Here is a 15,723-nt window from a genome sequence, read left to right on the forward strand (position 1 = left end):
AAGTTGAAGAAGACAGAAGGAGAAAGAGAAGGAGCCCGGCCGCCTCATTCGGCCTTGATGTTGGCGTCGCGCACGAGCTGTCCGTAGTGGTCGAACTCCTGCCTGTTCATGGCCGCGAAGGGTTCGCCGGTCAGCCCGCCGGGCTCGCCGCCCAGCGCCTTGATGCGCGTCTGCACGTCGGCCAGCTTCAGCGTGCGCGAGAGCTCGGCGCTCAGCCGCTCGACCGCGGGGCGCGGCGTGCCGGCGGTGACGTAGAGGCCGTACCAGGTGGACACGTCGGCGCCCTTGATGCCCTGCTCGGCGAGCGTCGGCACATCGGGCAGCTCGGGCGAGCGCTGCGGCGCGCTCACCGCCAGCGCGCGGAACTTGCCGGCCTTGATCTGGCCCATGGCCGAGGAGGTGCTGTCGAACATCATGTCGACCTCGCCCGCGATGATGTCCACGTGCGCCTGCGAGCTGCCCTTGTAGGGCACGTGGATCGACTTCATGCCGGTGGCCAGGTTGAAGGCCTCGCCGCCCACGTGCTGCGTGCTGCCGATGCCGGAAGAGGCGTACTTGAAGCTGCCCGGCTTCGCGGCCATGGCCGTCACCAGGTCCTTCACCGACTTGTAGGGCGAGCTTGCCGACACCACCAGCACGTTGGGCATCACGGCCACCAGGCCCACGGGCTGCAGGTCCTTCAGCGGGTCGTACTTGAGCTTGAGGATGTGCGGCGCCACCGCCTGAGCGGTGTTGGTGGCCAGCAGCAGCGTGGCGCCGTCGGCCGGCGCGCGGGCCGTGAGCTCGCCTGCGATGGTATTGGAGGCTCCGGGCCGGTTCTCGACCACCACGGGCTGCTTGAGGGAGGGCGAGAACTTGTCGGCCAGCACGCGCGCCAGGATGTCGGTGCCGCCGCCGGGCGAGGCGCCGACCATGATGCGCATCGGCTTGTCGGGGTAGGGCTGCTGCTGTGCACCGGCCGGCGCCGCCGCCGCCAGCAGCATCGCGGCCACCAGCCCTGCCGCGCGGGCGAGAAAGAAAGGCTTCATCGGGTTTGTCTCCTGCTTGTAGTGGCGCCCAGCGTACGGAGCTTTGCCCGCGCGATCCAATCGAAAAAGCCGGGATCTCCATATACTTTTGTGCATGATCCAAGGACCTTCCGACGCTTCGCTGATGCTCCTCGTGCGGCCGCGCCAGCTGTTGCTGCTGGCCCGGCTCGACACCCATCGCCACCTGGGCCGGGCGGCCGAGGCCATGAACATCAGCCAGCCCGCGGCCACCAAGCTGCTGCAGCAGTTGGAGGATTCGCTGGGCGAGAAGCTCTTCGAGCGCCTGGCGCGCGGCATGGAACCCACGCCCTACGGCGAGATCCTGATCCGCTATGCCCGCCGCGTGCTCAGCGACTTCGGCACCGCCCGCGAGGAAATGCTCGCTTTGCGCTCGGGCCTCAGCGGCGCCCTGCGCGTGGGCAGCGTGCCCGGCGCGGTGCCGGGGCTGCTGGCGCCGGCTCTCGTGGAGTACCACCGCAGGCACCCGCAGGTGGCGGTGTCGGTGGTGGTCGAGACCAGCGACGTGATCCAGGCGCAGCTGGAGCAGGGCGACGTCGACTTCGTGCTGGGCCGCCTCACCGACGGCCATGACGAGGCGAAGTACGCGAGCGTGCCGCTGCTGGGCGAATCGCAGGTGGTGGTGGTGCGGGCCGCCCACCCGGTGTTCGAGCGCGCCACCGTCACGCTGGCCGAGATGGCGGGGTGGTCGTGGGTGCTGCAGCCGCCGGGCTCGCCGCAGCGCGGGCGCTTCGAGGCGGCGATGCGCGAGGCGGGCATTTCCGAGCGGCTCGACATCATCGAAACGGCATCGCCCATCGCCATAACCGCGCTGCTGGAGAACTCCGACATGGCGGCTGTTATGCCCGCCTCGCAGGCCGACCACTACGCCCGCCTGGGCGTGTTGCGCGCCGTTCCGATCGAGTTGCCGGTGCGCGTGCCGCCCATCTGCCTCATCACCCGCACCGACCGGGCGCTGTCGCCCGCGGCCGCGCAGCTGCGGCGCCAGCTGCTGGGCGGCGCCTGAAGCCTTTGTGCTGCTGTTTTCCATGCTGTATTGCGTTAACTAGGGAATTCACTAGCCAACTGGTGCATGAAAGTACTGGTGGTGGCGGCGGCAGTACCAAAATCGCAGGCGTGCTTCTCCAGAATTCGCGGCACGGCGACCCGACAGGACCTGGGCGTCGCTCACCTCTAGGAGACAAACATGAAGCGTTTTCTGAAAGCGGGCCTCGTCCTCGCACTCATCGGTACGGGCGTCGTCTCGCAGGCCGCCACCGAACTCGTGATCGCGACCGTGAACAACGGCCACATGATCGAGATGCAGAAGCTCACCCCCTTCTTCGAGAAGGCCAACCCCGACATCAAGCTCAAGTGGGTCACCCTTGAAGAAGGCACGCTGCGCCAGCGCGTGACCACCGACATCGCCACCAAGGGCGGCCAGTTCGACGTGATGACCATCGGCCTGTACGAGACGCCGATCTGGTCGAAGAAGGGCTGGCTCAAGCCCATCGCCACCGATGCCGCCTACGACGTGGACGACCTGCTGCCCGCCATCCGCGACGGCCTGTCGAACGAGGGCAAGCTCTACGCCGCGCCCTTCTACGGCGAGAGCTCCATGCTCATGTACCGCAAGGACCTGGCCGACAAGGTCGGCGTGAAGTTCTCCGAGCAGCCCACCTGGGCGCAGGTGAAGGAGTTCGCCGACAAGGCCAACGACCCGAAGGCGGGCGTGTACGGCATGTGCCTGCGCGGCAAGCCGGGCTGGGGCGACAACATGGCCTTCCTGACCACGCTGGTCAACACCAACGGCGGCCAGTGGTTCGACATGCAGTGGAAGCCGCAGATCGACACCAAGGCCTGGAAGGACGCGATCGGCTTCTACGTCGACCTGATGAAGAAGGACGGCCCTCCGGGCGCGTCGGCCAACAGCTTCAACGAGAACCTCGCGCTCTTCAATGAAGGCAAGTGCGCGGCCTGGGTGGACGCGACCATCGCGGCCTCGTTCATCAGCGATCCGAAGCAGTCGAAGGTGGCCGACAAGGTGGCCTTCGCGCAGGCGCCCACCGCCGTCACGCCGAAGGGCGCCAACTGGCTGTGGTCGTGGAACCTCGCCATTCCGGCCAGCTCGACGAAGGACGAGGCGGCGCAGAAGTTCATCAAGTGGGCGACCTCCAAGGACTACATCGCCCTCGTGGCCAAGGAAACCGGCTGGGCCTCGGTGCCGACCGGCACGCGCAAGTCGACCTACGCGAACCCCGAGTTCCAGAAGGTCGCCAAGTTCGCCGCGGCCGAGAAGAAGGCGATCGACAGCGCCAACCTCACCGACAGCACGCTGCCCAAGTCGCCGTACGCCGGCGTGCAGTACGCGGCCATTCCCGAGTTCCAGGCCATCGGCGTGGCGGTGGGCCAGCAGATGAGCGCGGCGCTGTCGGGCAAGGTCACGGTCGACCAGGCGCTGAAGACTTCGCAGACGGCGGCTGAGCGCGAAATGAAGAAGGCTGGGTACTACAAGTAAACCCCCAGGCTGCGCGCACTTCGTGTCGCTACGCCAACCCCCTTGCAGGGGGCACTGCCAGCGGACCGGCAAAGCCGGATCCGCGGCAGTCCTGACCTAAAGCCCAGGGACCCAGAACATGAAAAGACTCCTGCCCCGCGCCCTCATGGCGCCCGCCGTGCTCACGCTCTTCGCCTGGATGATCGTGCCGCTGGTGATGACGTTGTACTTCTCGTTCGTGAACTACAACCTCATGCAGCCCGGCGAGCGCACCTTCGCGGGCATCGAGAACTTTCACTACTTCATCACCGATCCCGACTTCTGGCCGGCCACCTGGAACACGCTGCTCTTGATCGGCAGCGTGATCGTCATCACGGTGGTGTTCGGCGTGCTGCTCGCGCTGCTGGTGAACGAGCCCTTCCCGGGACGCGGCATCGTGCGCGTGCTGCTGATCTCGCCCTTCTTCGTCATGCCCGCGGTCAACGCGCTGCTGTGGAAGCACATGATGATGAACCCCATCTACGGCGTGCTGGCCGACGTGTGGCGCGCTTTCGGTGCAGAGCCGGTCGACTGGCTCACCGACGTGCCGCTGCTGTCGGTGATCATCATGGTGGCCTGGCAGTGGCTGCCTTTTGCCTGCCTGATCTTCATCACGTCGCTGCAGTCGCTGGACCGCGAGCAGATGGAGGCCGCGCGCATGGACGGCGCGAGTTCGTTCCAGCGCTTCTTCTATCTCACCGTGCCGCACCTCGCGCGCCCCATGGCGGTGGTGATCATGATCGAGATGATCTTTCTGCTCAGCGTGTTCGCCGAGATCGCCATCACCACCAATGGCGGCCCGGGCAACGAGAGCACCAACATGACCTACATGATCTTCAAGCAGTCGCTCATGAACTTCGACGTGGGCGTGGCTTCGGCGGGTGCCCTCTTCGCGGTGGTGCTGGCCAACATCGTGGCCGTGTTCCTCATCCGCATCATCGGCAAGAACCTGGACTGAGGAGCCGCACGCCATGCAACAGACACAAGCTCCCAGCAACTTCCTGCCGCAACTGCTGCGCACCGTGGGTGCGTGGGCCGTCGCGCTGCTGCTGTTCTTTCCGCTCGGCTGGCTGTTCCTCACGGCCTTCAAGACGGAGCTGCAGGCCATTCATGTGCCGCCGCTTTTCATCTTCGAGCCCACGCTCGACAACTTCGGCGAGGTGCAGCGCCGCAGCGACTACCTGCTGTACGCGCGCAACTCGCTCATCACCAGCCTGGGCTCGACCATCCTCGGCCTGCTGATCGCCGCGCCGGCCGCGTACTCGATGGCCTTCTTCCGCACGAAGAAGACGCGCGACATCCTGATGTGGATGCTCTCCACCAAGATGATGCCGGCCGTGGGCGCGCTGGTGCCGATCTACGTGATCGCACAGACCGCGGGCATGCTGGACTCGCTCACCGCGCTGACCATCGTGTTCACGCTGTCGAACCTGCCGATCATGGTGTGGATGCTCTACAGCGCCTACAAGGACATCCCGCCCGAGATTCTGGAGGCCGCGCGCATGGACGGCGCCAACCTCTGGACCGAGTTCCGCCACGTCGTGATGCCGCTGTCGGTGGGCGGCCTCGCATCCACCGGCCTGCTGTGCCTGGTGCTGAGTTGGAACGAGGCCTTCTGGGCGCTGAACCTCACCTCCGCCAAGGCCGGCACGCTGGCCACGCTCATCGCCTCGTACTCCAGCCCCGAGGGCCTGTTCTGGGCCAAGCTGTCCGCGGCCTCGCTGATGGCCATCGCGCCCATCGTCGTGTTCGGCTGGTTCAGCCAGAAGCAACTCGTCCAGGGCCTCACCTTCGGCGCCGTCAAGTAAAGAAAGGGAGACATCTCATGGCCTACCTCGAACTCAAGAACATCAAGAAGAGCTTTGGTGAAGTCAACATCATCAAGGGCGTCGACCTGCAGATCCAGAAGGGCGAGTTCATCGTCTTCGTCGGGCCCTCGGGCTGCGGCAAGTCGACGCTGCTGCGGCTGATCGCCGGGCTGGAGCCCATCACCAGCGGCAACCTGCTGCTCGACGGCAAGGACATCACCTGGGCGCCCTCGGGCAAGCGCGACCTCGCGATGGTGTTCCAGAGCTATGCGCTCTATCCGCACATGAGCGTGTACGACAACATGTCCTTCGCGCTCAAGCTGGCGGGCGTGTCGAAGAGCGAGATCAAGACCAAGGTCGAGTACGCGGCGAAGACGCTCAACCTCACGCAGTACCTCGATCGCACGCCGAAGGACCTCTCGGGCGGCCAGCGCCAGCGCGTGGCCATCGGGCGTGCCATCGTGCGGGCGCCGAAGGTGTTCCTGTTCGACGAGCCGCTGTCGAACCTCGACGCCGCGCTGCGCGGCAACACGCGCGTGGAAATCCACAAGCTGCACCGCGCGCTGGGCGCGACCACCATCTACGTGACGCACGACCAGGTCGAGGCCATGACGCTGGCCGACCGCGTGGTGGTGCTGAAGGACGGGCTCATCGAGCAGGTCGGTACGCCGCTGGAGCTGTACGACCGCCCGGCCAACCAGTTCGTCGCGCAGTTCATCGGCATGCCGTCGATGAACATGGTGGCGGCGAACGCGATTCCTTCCTTCTCCGCCGCCACCGGCGGGCGCCTGCCGTCCGACGGCTTCCTGGGCGTGCGCCCCGAAGGCCTGCGCGTGCATCCGAAGCAGGGCGCGCCGGTGTCGGACGTGCTGGGGCGCGTGGAGCTGATCGAGGCGCTGGGTGCCGACACGCTCATCCACGTCGACGTGGCCGGGGTGCCGCTGATCGCGCGGCAGAACGACCGCACGCCGCTGCAGGCCGGCGACGACGTGGCCGTGGAGCTCGATCCGTCGGTGCTGCATCTCTTCAACCGCGAGGGCCGGTCGGTCGCCGCGTGAACTTCATCCATCTACCGTTTTTTCAACAGACATCCCCGTGACCATCGCGCAAACTCCACCGGCTCTCACCGAGTTCACGGTGCTCCATCTCGGCCTGGGCTCGTTCCATCGAGCCCACCAGGCCGTGTACCTGCAGCGGCTGATCGACGCGGGCGACACCCGCTGGTCGCTGTCGGGCGCCAACATCCGGCCGGACATGGCCGACGTAGTCGCCGCGCTGCAGGCGCAGGGCGGCCGCTACACGCTCGAGACCGTCTCTCCCGCGGGCGAGTACCGCTACGAGGAGATCGGCGCCATCCGCGAGGTGCTGCCCTGGGAGCGCTCGCTGGCCAACGTGATCGCGCGGGGCGCGGCGCCCTCGACGCGCATCGTCTCGTTCACCGTGACCGAGGCGGGCTACTACCTCGACGACAAGGGCCGGCTGGACCTGTCGTTCGCCGACCTGGCCGCCGACGTGGAGCGCGCGCGGCGCGGCGAGACCGGCGGCGAGGGCGTGACCATCTACGGCGCCGTCTGCGCCATCCTGCGCGCGCGCAAGGCCGCGAATGCGGGCCCGGTCACGCTGCTGAACTGCGACAACCTGCGCCACAACGGCGACCGCTTCCGTGCCGGCCTGCTGGAGTTCATCGAACTGGCGGGCGATGCCGACCTGCTGGCCTGGGTGAACGCGAACACGCGCTGCCCGAACGCGATGGTCGACCGCATCACGCCGCGCCCGCCGCCCGAGCTGCGCGCGCGCGTGAAGGCCGCCACCGGGCGCGACGACGCGGCCGCCATCACCGGCGAGAGCTTCATCCAGTGGGTGATCGAAGACAACTTCATCGCCGGCCGGCCCGACTGGGGCCGCGTGGGCGTGGAGCTGGTCGAGTCGGTGCAGCCTTACGAAGAGGCCAAGATTCGCATCCTCAACGCCACGCACAGCTGCATTGCCTGGGCGGGCACGCTGGTGGGGCTCGGCTTCATCCATGAAGGCACGCACGACGCGGCCATCCGCAAGATGGCCTTCGACTACGTCACCGACGATGTCATTCCCTGCCTGAGCCCCAGCCCCATCGACCTGGCGGCCTATCGCGACGTGGTGCTCGACCGCTTCGGCAACCCGGCGATCCGCGACACCAACCAGCGCGTGGCGGCGGACGGCTTCTCGAAGATTCCCGGCTTCATCGCGCCGACGGTGCGCGAGCGCCTCGCGGCCGGCCAGCCCATCGACAGCGTGGCGATGCTGCCCGCGCTGTTCCTGGCCTTCCTGCAGCGCTGGCACAAGGGCGCGCTGCCCTATGCCTACCAGGACCAGGGCATGGACGAGGCGGTGGCGCATGCCATCTGCGACGCGGCCGACCCGGTCGTCGCGCTGTGTTCGGACGCGGGGCTGTGGGGCAATCTCGCGGGCGATGCCCGTTTGGTCGACGCCGTGCGCCGGGCCGGCGAGCGTGTCGCGCTCTTCGTGCAGGCCAAGCCATGAGCGGCCGCCTGCAGGACCGGCATGTGCTGCTGACCGGCGCGGGCGGCGGCATCGGCCTGGCCGTGGCGGCCGCCTGCATCGCCGAGGGCGCGCGCTGCACGGTGATCGACCGCGCGGCGGCCGCGCCTGAAGCCGTGCGCGCGCTGCAGCAGCGCCATCCCGACGGGCTGGCCTACATCGCCGCCGACGTGACCGACACCAAGGCCATCGCGCACATGCTGGCCGAGGCGCAGGTCGCCTTCGGGCCGATCCACACGCTGTTCAACAACGCGGCGGTGTTCGACCTCGCGCCGCTGCTCGACAGCGACGAGGCTTCGTTCGATCGCCTCTTCGCCGTCAACGTGAAGGGCATGTTCTTCGTGATGCAGGCCGTGCTGCGCCACATGGTCGAAGCCGGCACGCAGGGCGCGTCGGTCATCAACATGGCCTCGCAGGCGGGGCGGCGCGGCGAGGCGCTGGTGTCGCACTACTGCGCGACCAAGGCGGCCGTCATCAGCTATACGCAGAGCGCGGCGCTGGCCATGGCGCCGCACGGCATCCGCGTCAACGGCATCGCTCCCGGTGTGGTCGACACGCCGATGTGGGACCATGTCGACAGCCTGTTCGCCAGGGCCGAAGGACTGCCGCTTGGGGAAAAGAAGCGGCAGGTCGGCCTGGCGGTGCCGCTCGGACGCATGGGCGTGCCGGACGACATCGCGGGGGCGGCGGTGTTCCTCGCCAGCGACGAGGCGCGCTACATCACGGCGCAGACCCTCAACGTCGATGGCGGCAACGTCATGAGCTGATGATTTCCTGCATGCCTGCAAAGCGATGAACGAAGACTTCCACCTGTACCTCGACAGTGCGGACCTGGCCGAGCTGAAGACCTGCCTGCCCCACCCGGTGGTGCACGGCGTGACGACCAACCCCACGCTGCTCAAGCGGGCCGGCATCGGCCGCGGCGCGGTGCCCGGTTTGCTGAAGCGCTGCATCGAATTGGGCGCGCGGCAGGTGCAGGCTCAGGTGTACTCGGAGGACGCCGACGGCATGCTCGAGGACGCGCGGGTGCTGCTGTCGCACTTCGAGCCCGGGCAGCTCGTGGTGAAGATTCCCGCCACGCGCCAGGGACTGGCCGCCGGCGCGCAGCTCATCGCGCAGGGCGTGCCCGTCACGTGGACCGCCGTGTACGCGCCCGAGCAGGCGCACTTCGCGGCGCAGCTCGGTGCGGCCTATGCGGCGCCGTACCTCGGCCGGCTGGAAGACTCCGGCGTCGACGGCCTGGCGCTGATCGCGCAGATGCAGGCGCTGGTCACGCAGCGGCCTTCTTCCGGCACGCGGCTGCTGGTGGCCAGCATCCGTTCGCGCGAGGCGTATCTTTCGTTGCTGAAGCTCGGCGTGAGCGCCATCACCATTCCGCCGCGCCTGTTCTCCGAGTTGCTCGACCATCCGGCCACGCTGGCCGCGGAGCGCGGCTTCCTGGCCGACGCGCGCGACCTGCCCTGATCCAGCCAGAATCCAGACACCATGCGCATTGCACTCACGGGCGAAGCCCTCATCGATTTCACCGCCAGCGAGGCTGGCACCCTGGCGTTCCTGGGGCACGAGGGCGGCTCGCCGCTCAACACGGCCGTGGCCTGCGCGCGGCTGGGGCAGCCGACCGGCTTTCTCACGCAGCTCTCGACCGACCTGTTCGGCGAGCGGCTGATGGGCTTTTTGCAGCGCAACGGCGTGGACACCAGCTTCATCCTGCGCAGCAGCGCACCATCGACGCTGGCCTTCGTCGAGCGCACGCCGCAGACCAACCGCTACGCCTTCTACACGAGCGGCAGCGCCGACGCTACCTGGGCGCCCGAGCCGCTGCCGCAGCTGCCGCCCGAGTGCCGCTTCCTGCACTTCGGCTCGATCTCGCTGCTGCAGGACCCAGCCGCCACTCGCATCGCCGACCTGGTTGCGGCGAACCGGGGGCAGCGTGTGATCGTGTTCGACCCCAACGTGCGGCCCAGCCTGATCAACGACATGGCCGCCTATCGCGAACGCGTGACGGGCTGGTTCGGCATGGCCGACCTGGTCAAGCTCAGCGACGAAGACGCGGCGCTGCTCGCGCCCGACCAGCCGGTCGATGCGCTCGCCGCCGAGTGCCTGAAGGCCGGCGCGCGCGCCGTGATCGTCACGCGCGGCGGCGACGGCGCGACGCTCTGGCGCGCGGGCCATGCGCCGCTGAGCGTGGCAGCGCCGCGCGTCACCGTGGTCGACACCATCGGCGCGGGCGACACCTTCACGGCCGGGCTGTCGGTCTCGCTGCTCGCGCATGGCATCGAACGGCCCGGGCAGCTCGACGGGCTGCGCGACGAAGACTGGAAGGCCGTGATGGGCTTCGCCGCCACCGCCGCCGCCCTCAACTGCACCCGCGAGGGTGCCGATCCACCGACGCTGGAGGCGGTTCACGCCGCGCTGGCGAAGGCACAAAATACCGCTGTTGCTGCTGCTTCCCGGCCCTGAGCCGAGCTGTCATCATGACGACGTCCACCCGCAAGCGTTCGATTCCCCGCCAGCGCCAGCCCGAGCTGGAACGCGACTTCACGCGCTCCCCTTCGCTGGGCTACGAGACCCCCGAAGAGACCGGCCTGGTGCGATGTCTTGCGCACGGCTTTCCGAGCCCGCTGGTGCGATGGCACTTCCATGAAGACTACGAACTGCACCTGATCACCGAGACCTCGGGCAAGGCCTTCATCGGCGACTGGATCGGGCCGTTCCAGCCCGGGCACCTGGTGCTGTGCGGGCCGCGGCTGCCGCACAACTGGATCTCGCTCGACGTGCCCGAAGGCGGCGCGGCGGGGCGCGACAGGGTGATCCAGTTCCGCCACGAGCCCATCGAGCACGCGGCGGCGCAGATTCCCGAGTTGCGCGAGGTGATGCAGCTGCTGGAGCGCGCGCGCCACGGCATCGAGTTCTTCGGCATGTCGCAGCAGGCGCAGGCGCACTGGGACAGCATCAAGGCCGCGCGTGGCGTGCGCCGCCTGGGCCTGTTCCTCGACTTCATGGCCGACCTGGCGCAATGCACCGACTACCGGCTGCTGTCGAGCGTGCAGATGCAGGGCGCGCAGGGCGCGGACGGCGACGCGCAGGTCGACCAGATCAATGGCATCGTCAACCGCATCACCAACAACATGGCCGACCCGATCTCGATGTCGGACGTGGCGGCCGAGCTGGGCATGAGCGAGAGCCGCTTCAGCCGCTTCTTCCGGCGTTCCACCGGCAACAGCTTCACAGACTTCGTCAACCGCGTGCGCATCAACAGCGCCTGCCACCTGCTGATGCAGACCGATCACTACGTGACCGACATCTGCTACCAGGTGGGCTTCAACAACGTGGCGAACTTCAACCGCCGCTTTCTCGAAATCAAGGGCATGACGCCGAGCGAGTTCCGAAAGCAGGCCGACACGCGCTTCGGCAGCGGCATTCCTTCCTAAGCACCGACACAAACCAGGGGGCTCATCTTGTATCTGGGACTCGACCTCGGCACGTCCGAGCTCAAGGCGCTCTTGCTCGCCGACGACCACCGCATCGTGGGCGTGGCCCGCGCGCCGCTCACCGTAGAACGGCCGCAGCCGCTGTGGTCGGAGCAGGCGCCGCAGCAGTGGTGGCAGGCGCTAGAGGAGGTGATGCGTGCGCTCGGCAAGTCGCATCCCGAAGAGCTCGCGGCGGTGCGCGCCATCGGCCTTTCGGGGCAGATGCACGGTGCCACGCTGCTCGACGAAGCGGGCGAGGTGCTGCGCCCCGCGATCCTGTGGAACGACGGCCGCAGCGGGCCGCAGTGCGAAGCGCTCGCGCGTGCCGTGCCCAGGCTCGGCGAGATCGCCGGCAACCTCGCGATGCCCGGCTTCACCGCGCCCAAGCTGCTGTGGGTGCGCGAGCACGAGCCCGAAATCTTCAGCCGTGTCTCGCGCGTGCTGCTGCCGAAGGACTGGCTGCGCTTCATGCTCAGCGGCGAAGCCGTCAGCGAGATGTCCGATGCGGCGGGCACGCTGTGGCTCGACGTGGGGGCGCGCGACTGGTCCGATGAACTGCTCGCGGCCACCGGGCTGACTCGTTCGCACATGCCGAGGCTGGTCGAGGGCAGCGAGGTGTCGGCGCTGCTCAAGCCCGAACTTGCGGCGCGCTGGGGCCTGCGCGACGACGTGAAGATCGCGGGCGGCGCGGGCGACAACGCGGCGAGTGCGGTCGGCATGGGGCTGGTCGAACCGGGGCAGGGCTTCGTGTCGCTCGGCACTTCCGGCGTGGTGTTCGTCTCGACCGACCGCTTCCTGCCGAACCCCGCGCAGGCGATGCATGCCTTCTGCCATGCGCTGCCGAAGCGCTGGCACCAGATGTCGGTGATGCTCTCGGCCGCGAGCGCGGTGAGCTGGGCCGCGAAGACTTTCAAGTTCGCCGACGAGGCCGCGCTGCTCGAAGCAGCGGCGAGCGTTTCGCCGGCGCAGCGCGAGCGTTGTCCGCTCTTCCTGCCGTATCTCTCGGGCGAGCGCTCGCCGCACAACAACCCGAACGCTCAGGGCGTGCTGTTCGGCCTCACGCACGCGCATGGGCCAGCGGAGATCGCCTACGCCGTGGTCGAGGGCGTGAGCTTCGGCCTGCGCGACGGCTTCGACACCCTGCGGCTGCCTGCCGACATGCCGCTGCGCGAGATGGCGCTTGTAGGCGGCGGTGCGCGCAGCGTGTGGTGGGGGCAACTGCTGGCCGACATCTTCGGCGTGACGCTAACGCTCTATGCGGGCAGCGAGACGGGCGGGGCGCTGGGCGCGGCGCGGCTGGCGTGGCTGGCCGATGGCGGCGAGGTCGCGGAGGTGTGCACGCTGCCGCCGGTGAAGCAGCAGTTGATGCCGTCGACCGAGGGTGCCGATGTCCGCAGGACAAGGCACGCGCGCTTCCAGGCGCTGTACAAGTCGCTGCGAGACCAGTTTCAGTAACCGGCACGATTGCCACGACCATGAAAAAAGCCCGTCGCAGACGGGCTTTTTTCATTTTGCGGGACACCGCGGATCCGGCTTCGCCGGTCCGCAGGTGTCGCCCCCGGTAGGGGGTAGGCGTAGCGGACACGAAGTGCCCGCGCAGCCTGGGGGCGAGCCAATTACATGCCCATGCCGCCCATGCCACCCATGCCGCCCATGTCGGGCATGCCGCCGCCGGCAGGAGCGTCGTCCTTCGGAGCGTCAGCCACCATGGCTTCGGTCGTCAGCAGCAGCGAGGACACCGAAGCGGCGTTCTGCAGTGCGGTGCGGGTGACCTTCGTCGGGTCCAGGATGCCCAGCTCGAGCATGTCGCCGTACGTGTCGTTCGCAGCATTGAAGCCGTAGTTGCCCTTGCCGGCCAGAACCGCGTTCACCACCACCGAGGCTTCGCCGCCGGCGTTGTTCACGATTTCGCGCAGGGGAGCTTCGATGGCCTTCAGCACCAGCTTGATGCCGGCGTCCTGGTCGGCGTTGTCGCCCTTGACCTTGTCGCCCACGGCTTGCTTGGCACGCAGCAGAGCCACGCCGCCGCCGGCAACTACGCCTTCTTCCACTGCAGCGCGGGTGGCGTGCAGGGCGTCTTCGACGCGAGCCTTCTTTTCCTTCATTTCGACTTCGGTGGCAGCGCCGACCTTGATCACGGCAACACCGCCGGCCAGCTTGGCCACGCGCTCTTGCAGCTTTTCACGGTCGTAGTCGCTCGTGGCTTCTTCGATCTGCACGCGCACTTGCTTCACGCGGGCTTCGATGTCGGCAGCAGCGCCGGCGCCGTCGATGATGATGGTGTTTTCCTTGCCCACTTCGATGCGCTTGGCCTGGCCCAGGTCGGCCAGCGTCACCTTCTCGAGCGTCAGGCCCACTTCTTCAGCGATGACCTTGCCGCCCGTCAGGATGGCGATGTCTTCCAGCATGGCCTTGCGGCGGTCGCCGAAGCCAGGAGCCTTGACGGCCACGACCTTCAGGATGCCGCGGATCGTGTTCACGACCAGCGTAGCCAGGGCTTCGCCTTCGACTTCTTCGGCAATGATCAGCAGGGGACGGCCAGCCTTGGCGACTTGTTCCAGCGTGGGGAGCAGGTCACGGATGTTGCTGATCTTCTTGTCGAACAGCAGCACGAAGGGGTTGTCGAGCAGCGCCGATTGCTTCTCGGGGTTGTTGATGAAGTAGGGCGACAGGTAGCCGCGGTCGAATTGCATGCCTTCGACGACGTCCAGTTCGCTTTCGAGCGACTTGCCGTCTTCGACAGTGATCACGCCTTCCTTGCCGACCTTGTCCATCGCGTCGGCGATGAGCTTGCCGATGGTTTCGTCGCTGTTGGCCGAGATCGAGCCGACTTGGGCGATTTCCTTCGACGTGGTGGTGGGCTTCGAAGCCTTCTTCAGCTCTTCGACCAGGGCCGACACGGCCTTGTCGATGCCGCGCTTCAGGTCCATCGGGTTGATGCCGGCGGCCACGTACTTGAAGCCTTCGCGAACGATGGCTTGAGCCAGCACGGTCGCGGTGGTGGTGCCGTCACCGGCGTTGTCGCTGGTCTTGGAGGCCACTTCCTTCACGAGCTGGGCGCCCATGTTCTGCAGCTTGTCCTTCAGTTCGATTTCCTTGGCGACCGACACGCCGTCCTTCGTGACGGTGGGGGCGCCGAACGAGCGCTCGAGCACCACGTTGCGGCCCTTGGGGCCCAGGGTCACCTTGACTGCGTTGGCCAGGATGTTCACACCCTCGACCATGCGTGCGCGGGCTTCGCCGCCGAAGACTACGTCTTTTGCTGCCATGTTCTATTACTCCGAATGGGGATCTGTTGAATTACTTCTCGACGACTGCGAACAGGTCGTCTTCCTTCATGACGAGCAGCTCGTCGCCGCCGACCTTGACGGTCTGGCCGCTGTACTTGCCGAACAGGACGCGGTCGCCGACCTTCACGGTCAGAGCGGCCAGTTCGCCCTTGTCGTTGCGCTTGCCCGGGCCCACGGCCAGGACTTCACCCTGATCGGGCTTCTCGGCGGCTGCGTCGGGGATCACGATGCCCGATGCGGTCTTGGTTTCGCTGTCAACACGCTTGACGATCACGCGATCGGCCAAAGGACGAAGTTTCATTGCATCTCCTGGATGTATGGATAAGAAACGGGTTTGTGGTCGGGTGCCGGACCGGAGACCGGCAGCCCATCGGCTGGAAGCGAGGGCTGTTAGCACTCATCAGCAGCGAGTGCTAATCATAAGGGCAATCGATGACTTTTCAAGGATGCGGGGCGGCCGCGGGGCCTTTGTGGGCGTCGGTTGTCGGTTCTCAGCTAACTCAGAACTCTTCTCAGCTAACTCGGAACTGCACGACCGTGCTTTTTTGAGGAGCTGCTGCTACAGGTGGCGAGGACGCCACTGAACGTTGATGGAATGCTGCGCGATCGCCAATCTTTAATCAAATTTTACCCGGATGAAAATTAACGCGGAGCGCTGAACCAGCAGAATGATTGCCTTGGGATAGGGCGGAGCTTCTCGGCGGTCGTCAAGCTTCGGGCCCACTTTCCGCTCCAGACTGTGAGCAGCCGATCGCGCATGCCGCGGCGAAGGACTGCTTCGGCCGAGAGCGAACGTTCGGCCAGCTTGCCCTCATCGGTGGCTTTTTGGCCCCACGCGCGGCCGGAAGGGCGCCCATAGCGGGTAGGCGATGCGGTGCCACATGCGGCTTCCGCGTGAGCTCAAGCAGCGTCACTCTCGGGAAACGCCAGGCTTGACGATGGCTCTTCCGGGCCGGAATTCATCCGCTCAAGGAGATCGCAGAGCCAGCCACTCATCAAGCGGTCCGACAATTGCCCGGAATCGCGCGCGATAAGCGTGGCGCCTATCCACGCCAT

14 protein-coding genes are annotated in these 15,723 nt (G+C 67.1%); 11 read left to right on the forward strand and 3 right to left on the reverse strand.

Annotated features, from left to right (window positions below; all coding sequences use genetic code 11):
* Window positions 1-44 precede the first annotated feature (44 nt).
* Window positions 45-1,028, reverse strand: a complete 984-nt coding sequence (locus SFB74_RS06400) for a Bug family tripartite tricarboxylate transporter substrate binding protein (RefSeq protein ID WP_432729930.1) — start codon at window positions 1,026-1,028, stop codon at window positions 45-47.
* A 94-nt stretch (window positions 1,029-1,122) separates the two neighbouring features.
* Between SFB74_RS06400 and SFB74_RS06405 the strand changes: the two genes are divergently transcribed.
* From SFB74_RS06405 to xylB, 11 genes are all read left to right on the forward strand, one after another.
* Window positions 1,123-2,052 carry a LysR family transcriptional regulator gene (locus SFB74_RS06405; protein ID WP_432729931.1) on the forward strand — a complete coding sequence of 310 codons (930 nt, stop codon included), beginning with the start codon at window positions 1,123-1,125 and terminating at the stop codon, window positions 2,050-2,052.
* A gap of 180 nt (window positions 2,053-2,232) precedes the next feature.
* A complete protein-coding gene (locus tag SFB74_RS06410; protein WP_093196568.1) occupies window positions 2,233-3,543 on the forward strand; it encodes an ABC transporter substrate-binding protein in 1,311 nt (436 codons plus the stop codon).
* A 118-nt stretch (window positions 3,544-3,661) separates the two neighbouring features.
* The gene (locus SFB74_RS06415; protein WP_432729932.1) at window positions 3,662-4,519 is read left to right on the forward strand and encodes a carbohydrate ABC transporter permease; all 858 of its coding nucleotides are present in this window, start codon (window positions 3,662-3,664) and stop codon (window positions 4,517-4,519) included.
* A 13-nt stretch (window positions 4,520-4,532) separates the two neighbouring features.
* Complete coding sequence (locus SFB74_RS06420; protein WP_125948578.1) at window positions 4,533-5,369, forward strand: carbohydrate ABC transporter permease; 837 nt, start codon at window positions 4,533-4,535, stop codon at window positions 5,367-5,369.
* Window positions 5,370-5,386: 17 nt separating this feature from the next.
* Complete coding sequence (locus SFB74_RS06425; RefSeq protein ID WP_432729934.1) at window positions 5,387-6,427, forward strand: ABC transporter ATP-binding protein; 1,041 nt, start codon at window positions 5,387-5,389, stop codon at window positions 6,425-6,427.
* A gap of 79 nt (window positions 6,428-6,506) precedes the next feature.
* Complete coding sequence (gene dalD / locus SFB74_RS06430) at window positions 6,507-7,889, forward strand: D-arabinitol 4-dehydrogenase (RefSeq protein WP_432731887.1); 1,383 nt, start codon at window positions 6,507-6,509, stop codon at window positions 7,887-7,889.
* Window positions 7,886-8,674, forward strand: coding sequence for an L-iditol 2-dehydrogenase (locus SFB74_RS06435; RefSeq protein WP_432729936.1), 789 nt, complete (start codon window positions 7,886-7,888; stop codon window positions 8,672-8,674). The genes dalD and SFB74_RS06435 overlap by 4 nt, the downstream gene beginning before the upstream one ends.
* 25 nt (window positions 8,675-8,699) lie before the next feature.
* Entirely contained in the window at window positions 8,700-9,371 is a 672-nt protein-coding gene (locus SFB74_RS06440; RefSeq protein ID WP_432729938.1) for a transaldolase family protein, read from the forward strand.
* A gap of 21 nt (window positions 9,372-9,392) precedes the next feature.
* Window positions 9,393-10,367, forward strand: coding sequence for a carbohydrate kinase family protein (locus SFB74_RS06445; RefSeq protein ID WP_432729940.1), 975 nt, complete (start codon window positions 9,393-9,395; stop codon window positions 10,365-10,367).
* A 14-nt stretch (window positions 10,368-10,381) separates the two neighbouring features.
* Window positions 10,382-11,338, forward strand: coding sequence for an AraC family transcriptional regulator (locus SFB74_RS06450; protein ID WP_093196552.1), 957 nt, complete (start codon window positions 10,382-10,384; stop codon window positions 11,336-11,338).
* Window positions 11,339-11,365: 27 nt separating this feature from the next.
* Window positions 11,366-12,832 (forward strand): xylulokinase, encoded by a 1,467-nt coding sequence (xylB, locus tag SFB74_RS06455; RefSeq protein WP_432729941.1) that lies wholly within the window; start codon window positions 11,366-11,368, stop codon window positions 12,830-12,832.
* A gap of 161 nt (window positions 12,833-12,993) precedes the next feature.
* Here the strand turns inward: xylB and groL are convergent, their stop codons facing one another.
* Entirely contained in the window at window positions 12,994-14,646 is a 1,653-nt protein-coding gene (gene groL / locus SFB74_RS06460; RefSeq protein ID WP_093196550.1) for a chaperonin GroEL, read from the reverse strand.
* A 31-nt stretch (window positions 14,647-14,677) separates the two neighbouring features.
* Complete coding sequence (locus SFB74_RS06465; RefSeq protein ID WP_007835162.1) at window positions 14,678-14,968, reverse strand: co-chaperone GroES; 291 nt, start codon at window positions 14,966-14,968, stop codon at window positions 14,678-14,680.
* Window positions 14,969-15,723 lie beyond the last annotated feature (755 nt).

The sequence above is a fragment of the Variovorax xiamenensis genome, assembly GCF_050916385.1.
GTDB lineage: Bacteria > Pseudomonadota > Gammaproteobacteria > Burkholderiales > Burkholderiaceae_C > Variovorax.

Bases quoted from the DNA above. Each gene is read 5' to 3' on its own strand.
- SFB74_RS06400 (WP_432729930.1), bottom strand. From the start codon at position 1,028: ATGAAGCCTTTCTTTCTCGCCCGCGCGGCAGGGCTGGTGGCCGCGATG.
- SFB74_RS06405 (WP_432729931.1), top strand. From the start codon at position 1,123: ATGATCCAAGGACCTTCCGACGCTTCGCTGATGCTCCTCGTGCGGCCG.
- SFB74_RS06410 (WP_093196568.1), top strand. From the start codon at position 2,233: ATGAAGCGTTTTCTGAAAGCGGGCCTCGTCCTCGCACTCATCGGTACG.
- SFB74_RS06415 (WP_432729932.1), top strand. From the start codon at position 3,662: ATGAAAAGACTCCTGCCCCGCGCCCTCATGGCGCCCGCCGTGCTCACG.
- SFB74_RS06420 (WP_125948578.1), top strand. From the start codon at position 4,533: ATGCAACAGACACAAGCTCCCAGCAACTTCCTGCCGCAACTGCTGCGC.
- SFB74_RS06425 (WP_432729934.1), top strand. From the start codon at position 5,387: ATGGCCTACCTCGAACTCAAGAACATCAAGAAGAGCTTTGGTGAAGTC.
- SFB74_RS06435 (WP_432729936.1), top strand. From the start codon at position 7,886: ATGAGCGGCCGCCTGCAGGACCGGCATGTGCTGCTGACCGGCGCGGGC.
- SFB74_RS06440 (WP_432729938.1), top strand. From the start codon at position 8,700: ATGAACGAAGACTTCCACCTGTACCTCGACAGTGCGGACCTGGCCGAG.
- SFB74_RS06445 (WP_432729940.1), top strand. From the start codon at position 9,393: ATGCGCATTGCACTCACGGGCGAAGCCCTCATCGATTTCACCGCCAGC.
- SFB74_RS06450 (WP_093196552.1), top strand. From the start codon at position 10,382: ATGACGACGTCCACCCGCAAGCGTTCGATTCCCCGCCAGCGCCAGCCC.
- groL (WP_093196550.1), bottom strand. From the start codon at position 14,646: ATGGCAGCAAAAGACGTAGTCTTCGGCGGCGAAGCCCGCGCACGCATG.
- SFB74_RS06465 (WP_007835162.1), bottom strand. From the start codon at position 14,968: ATGAAACTTCGTCCTTTGGCCGATCGCGTGATCGTCAAGCGTGTTGAC.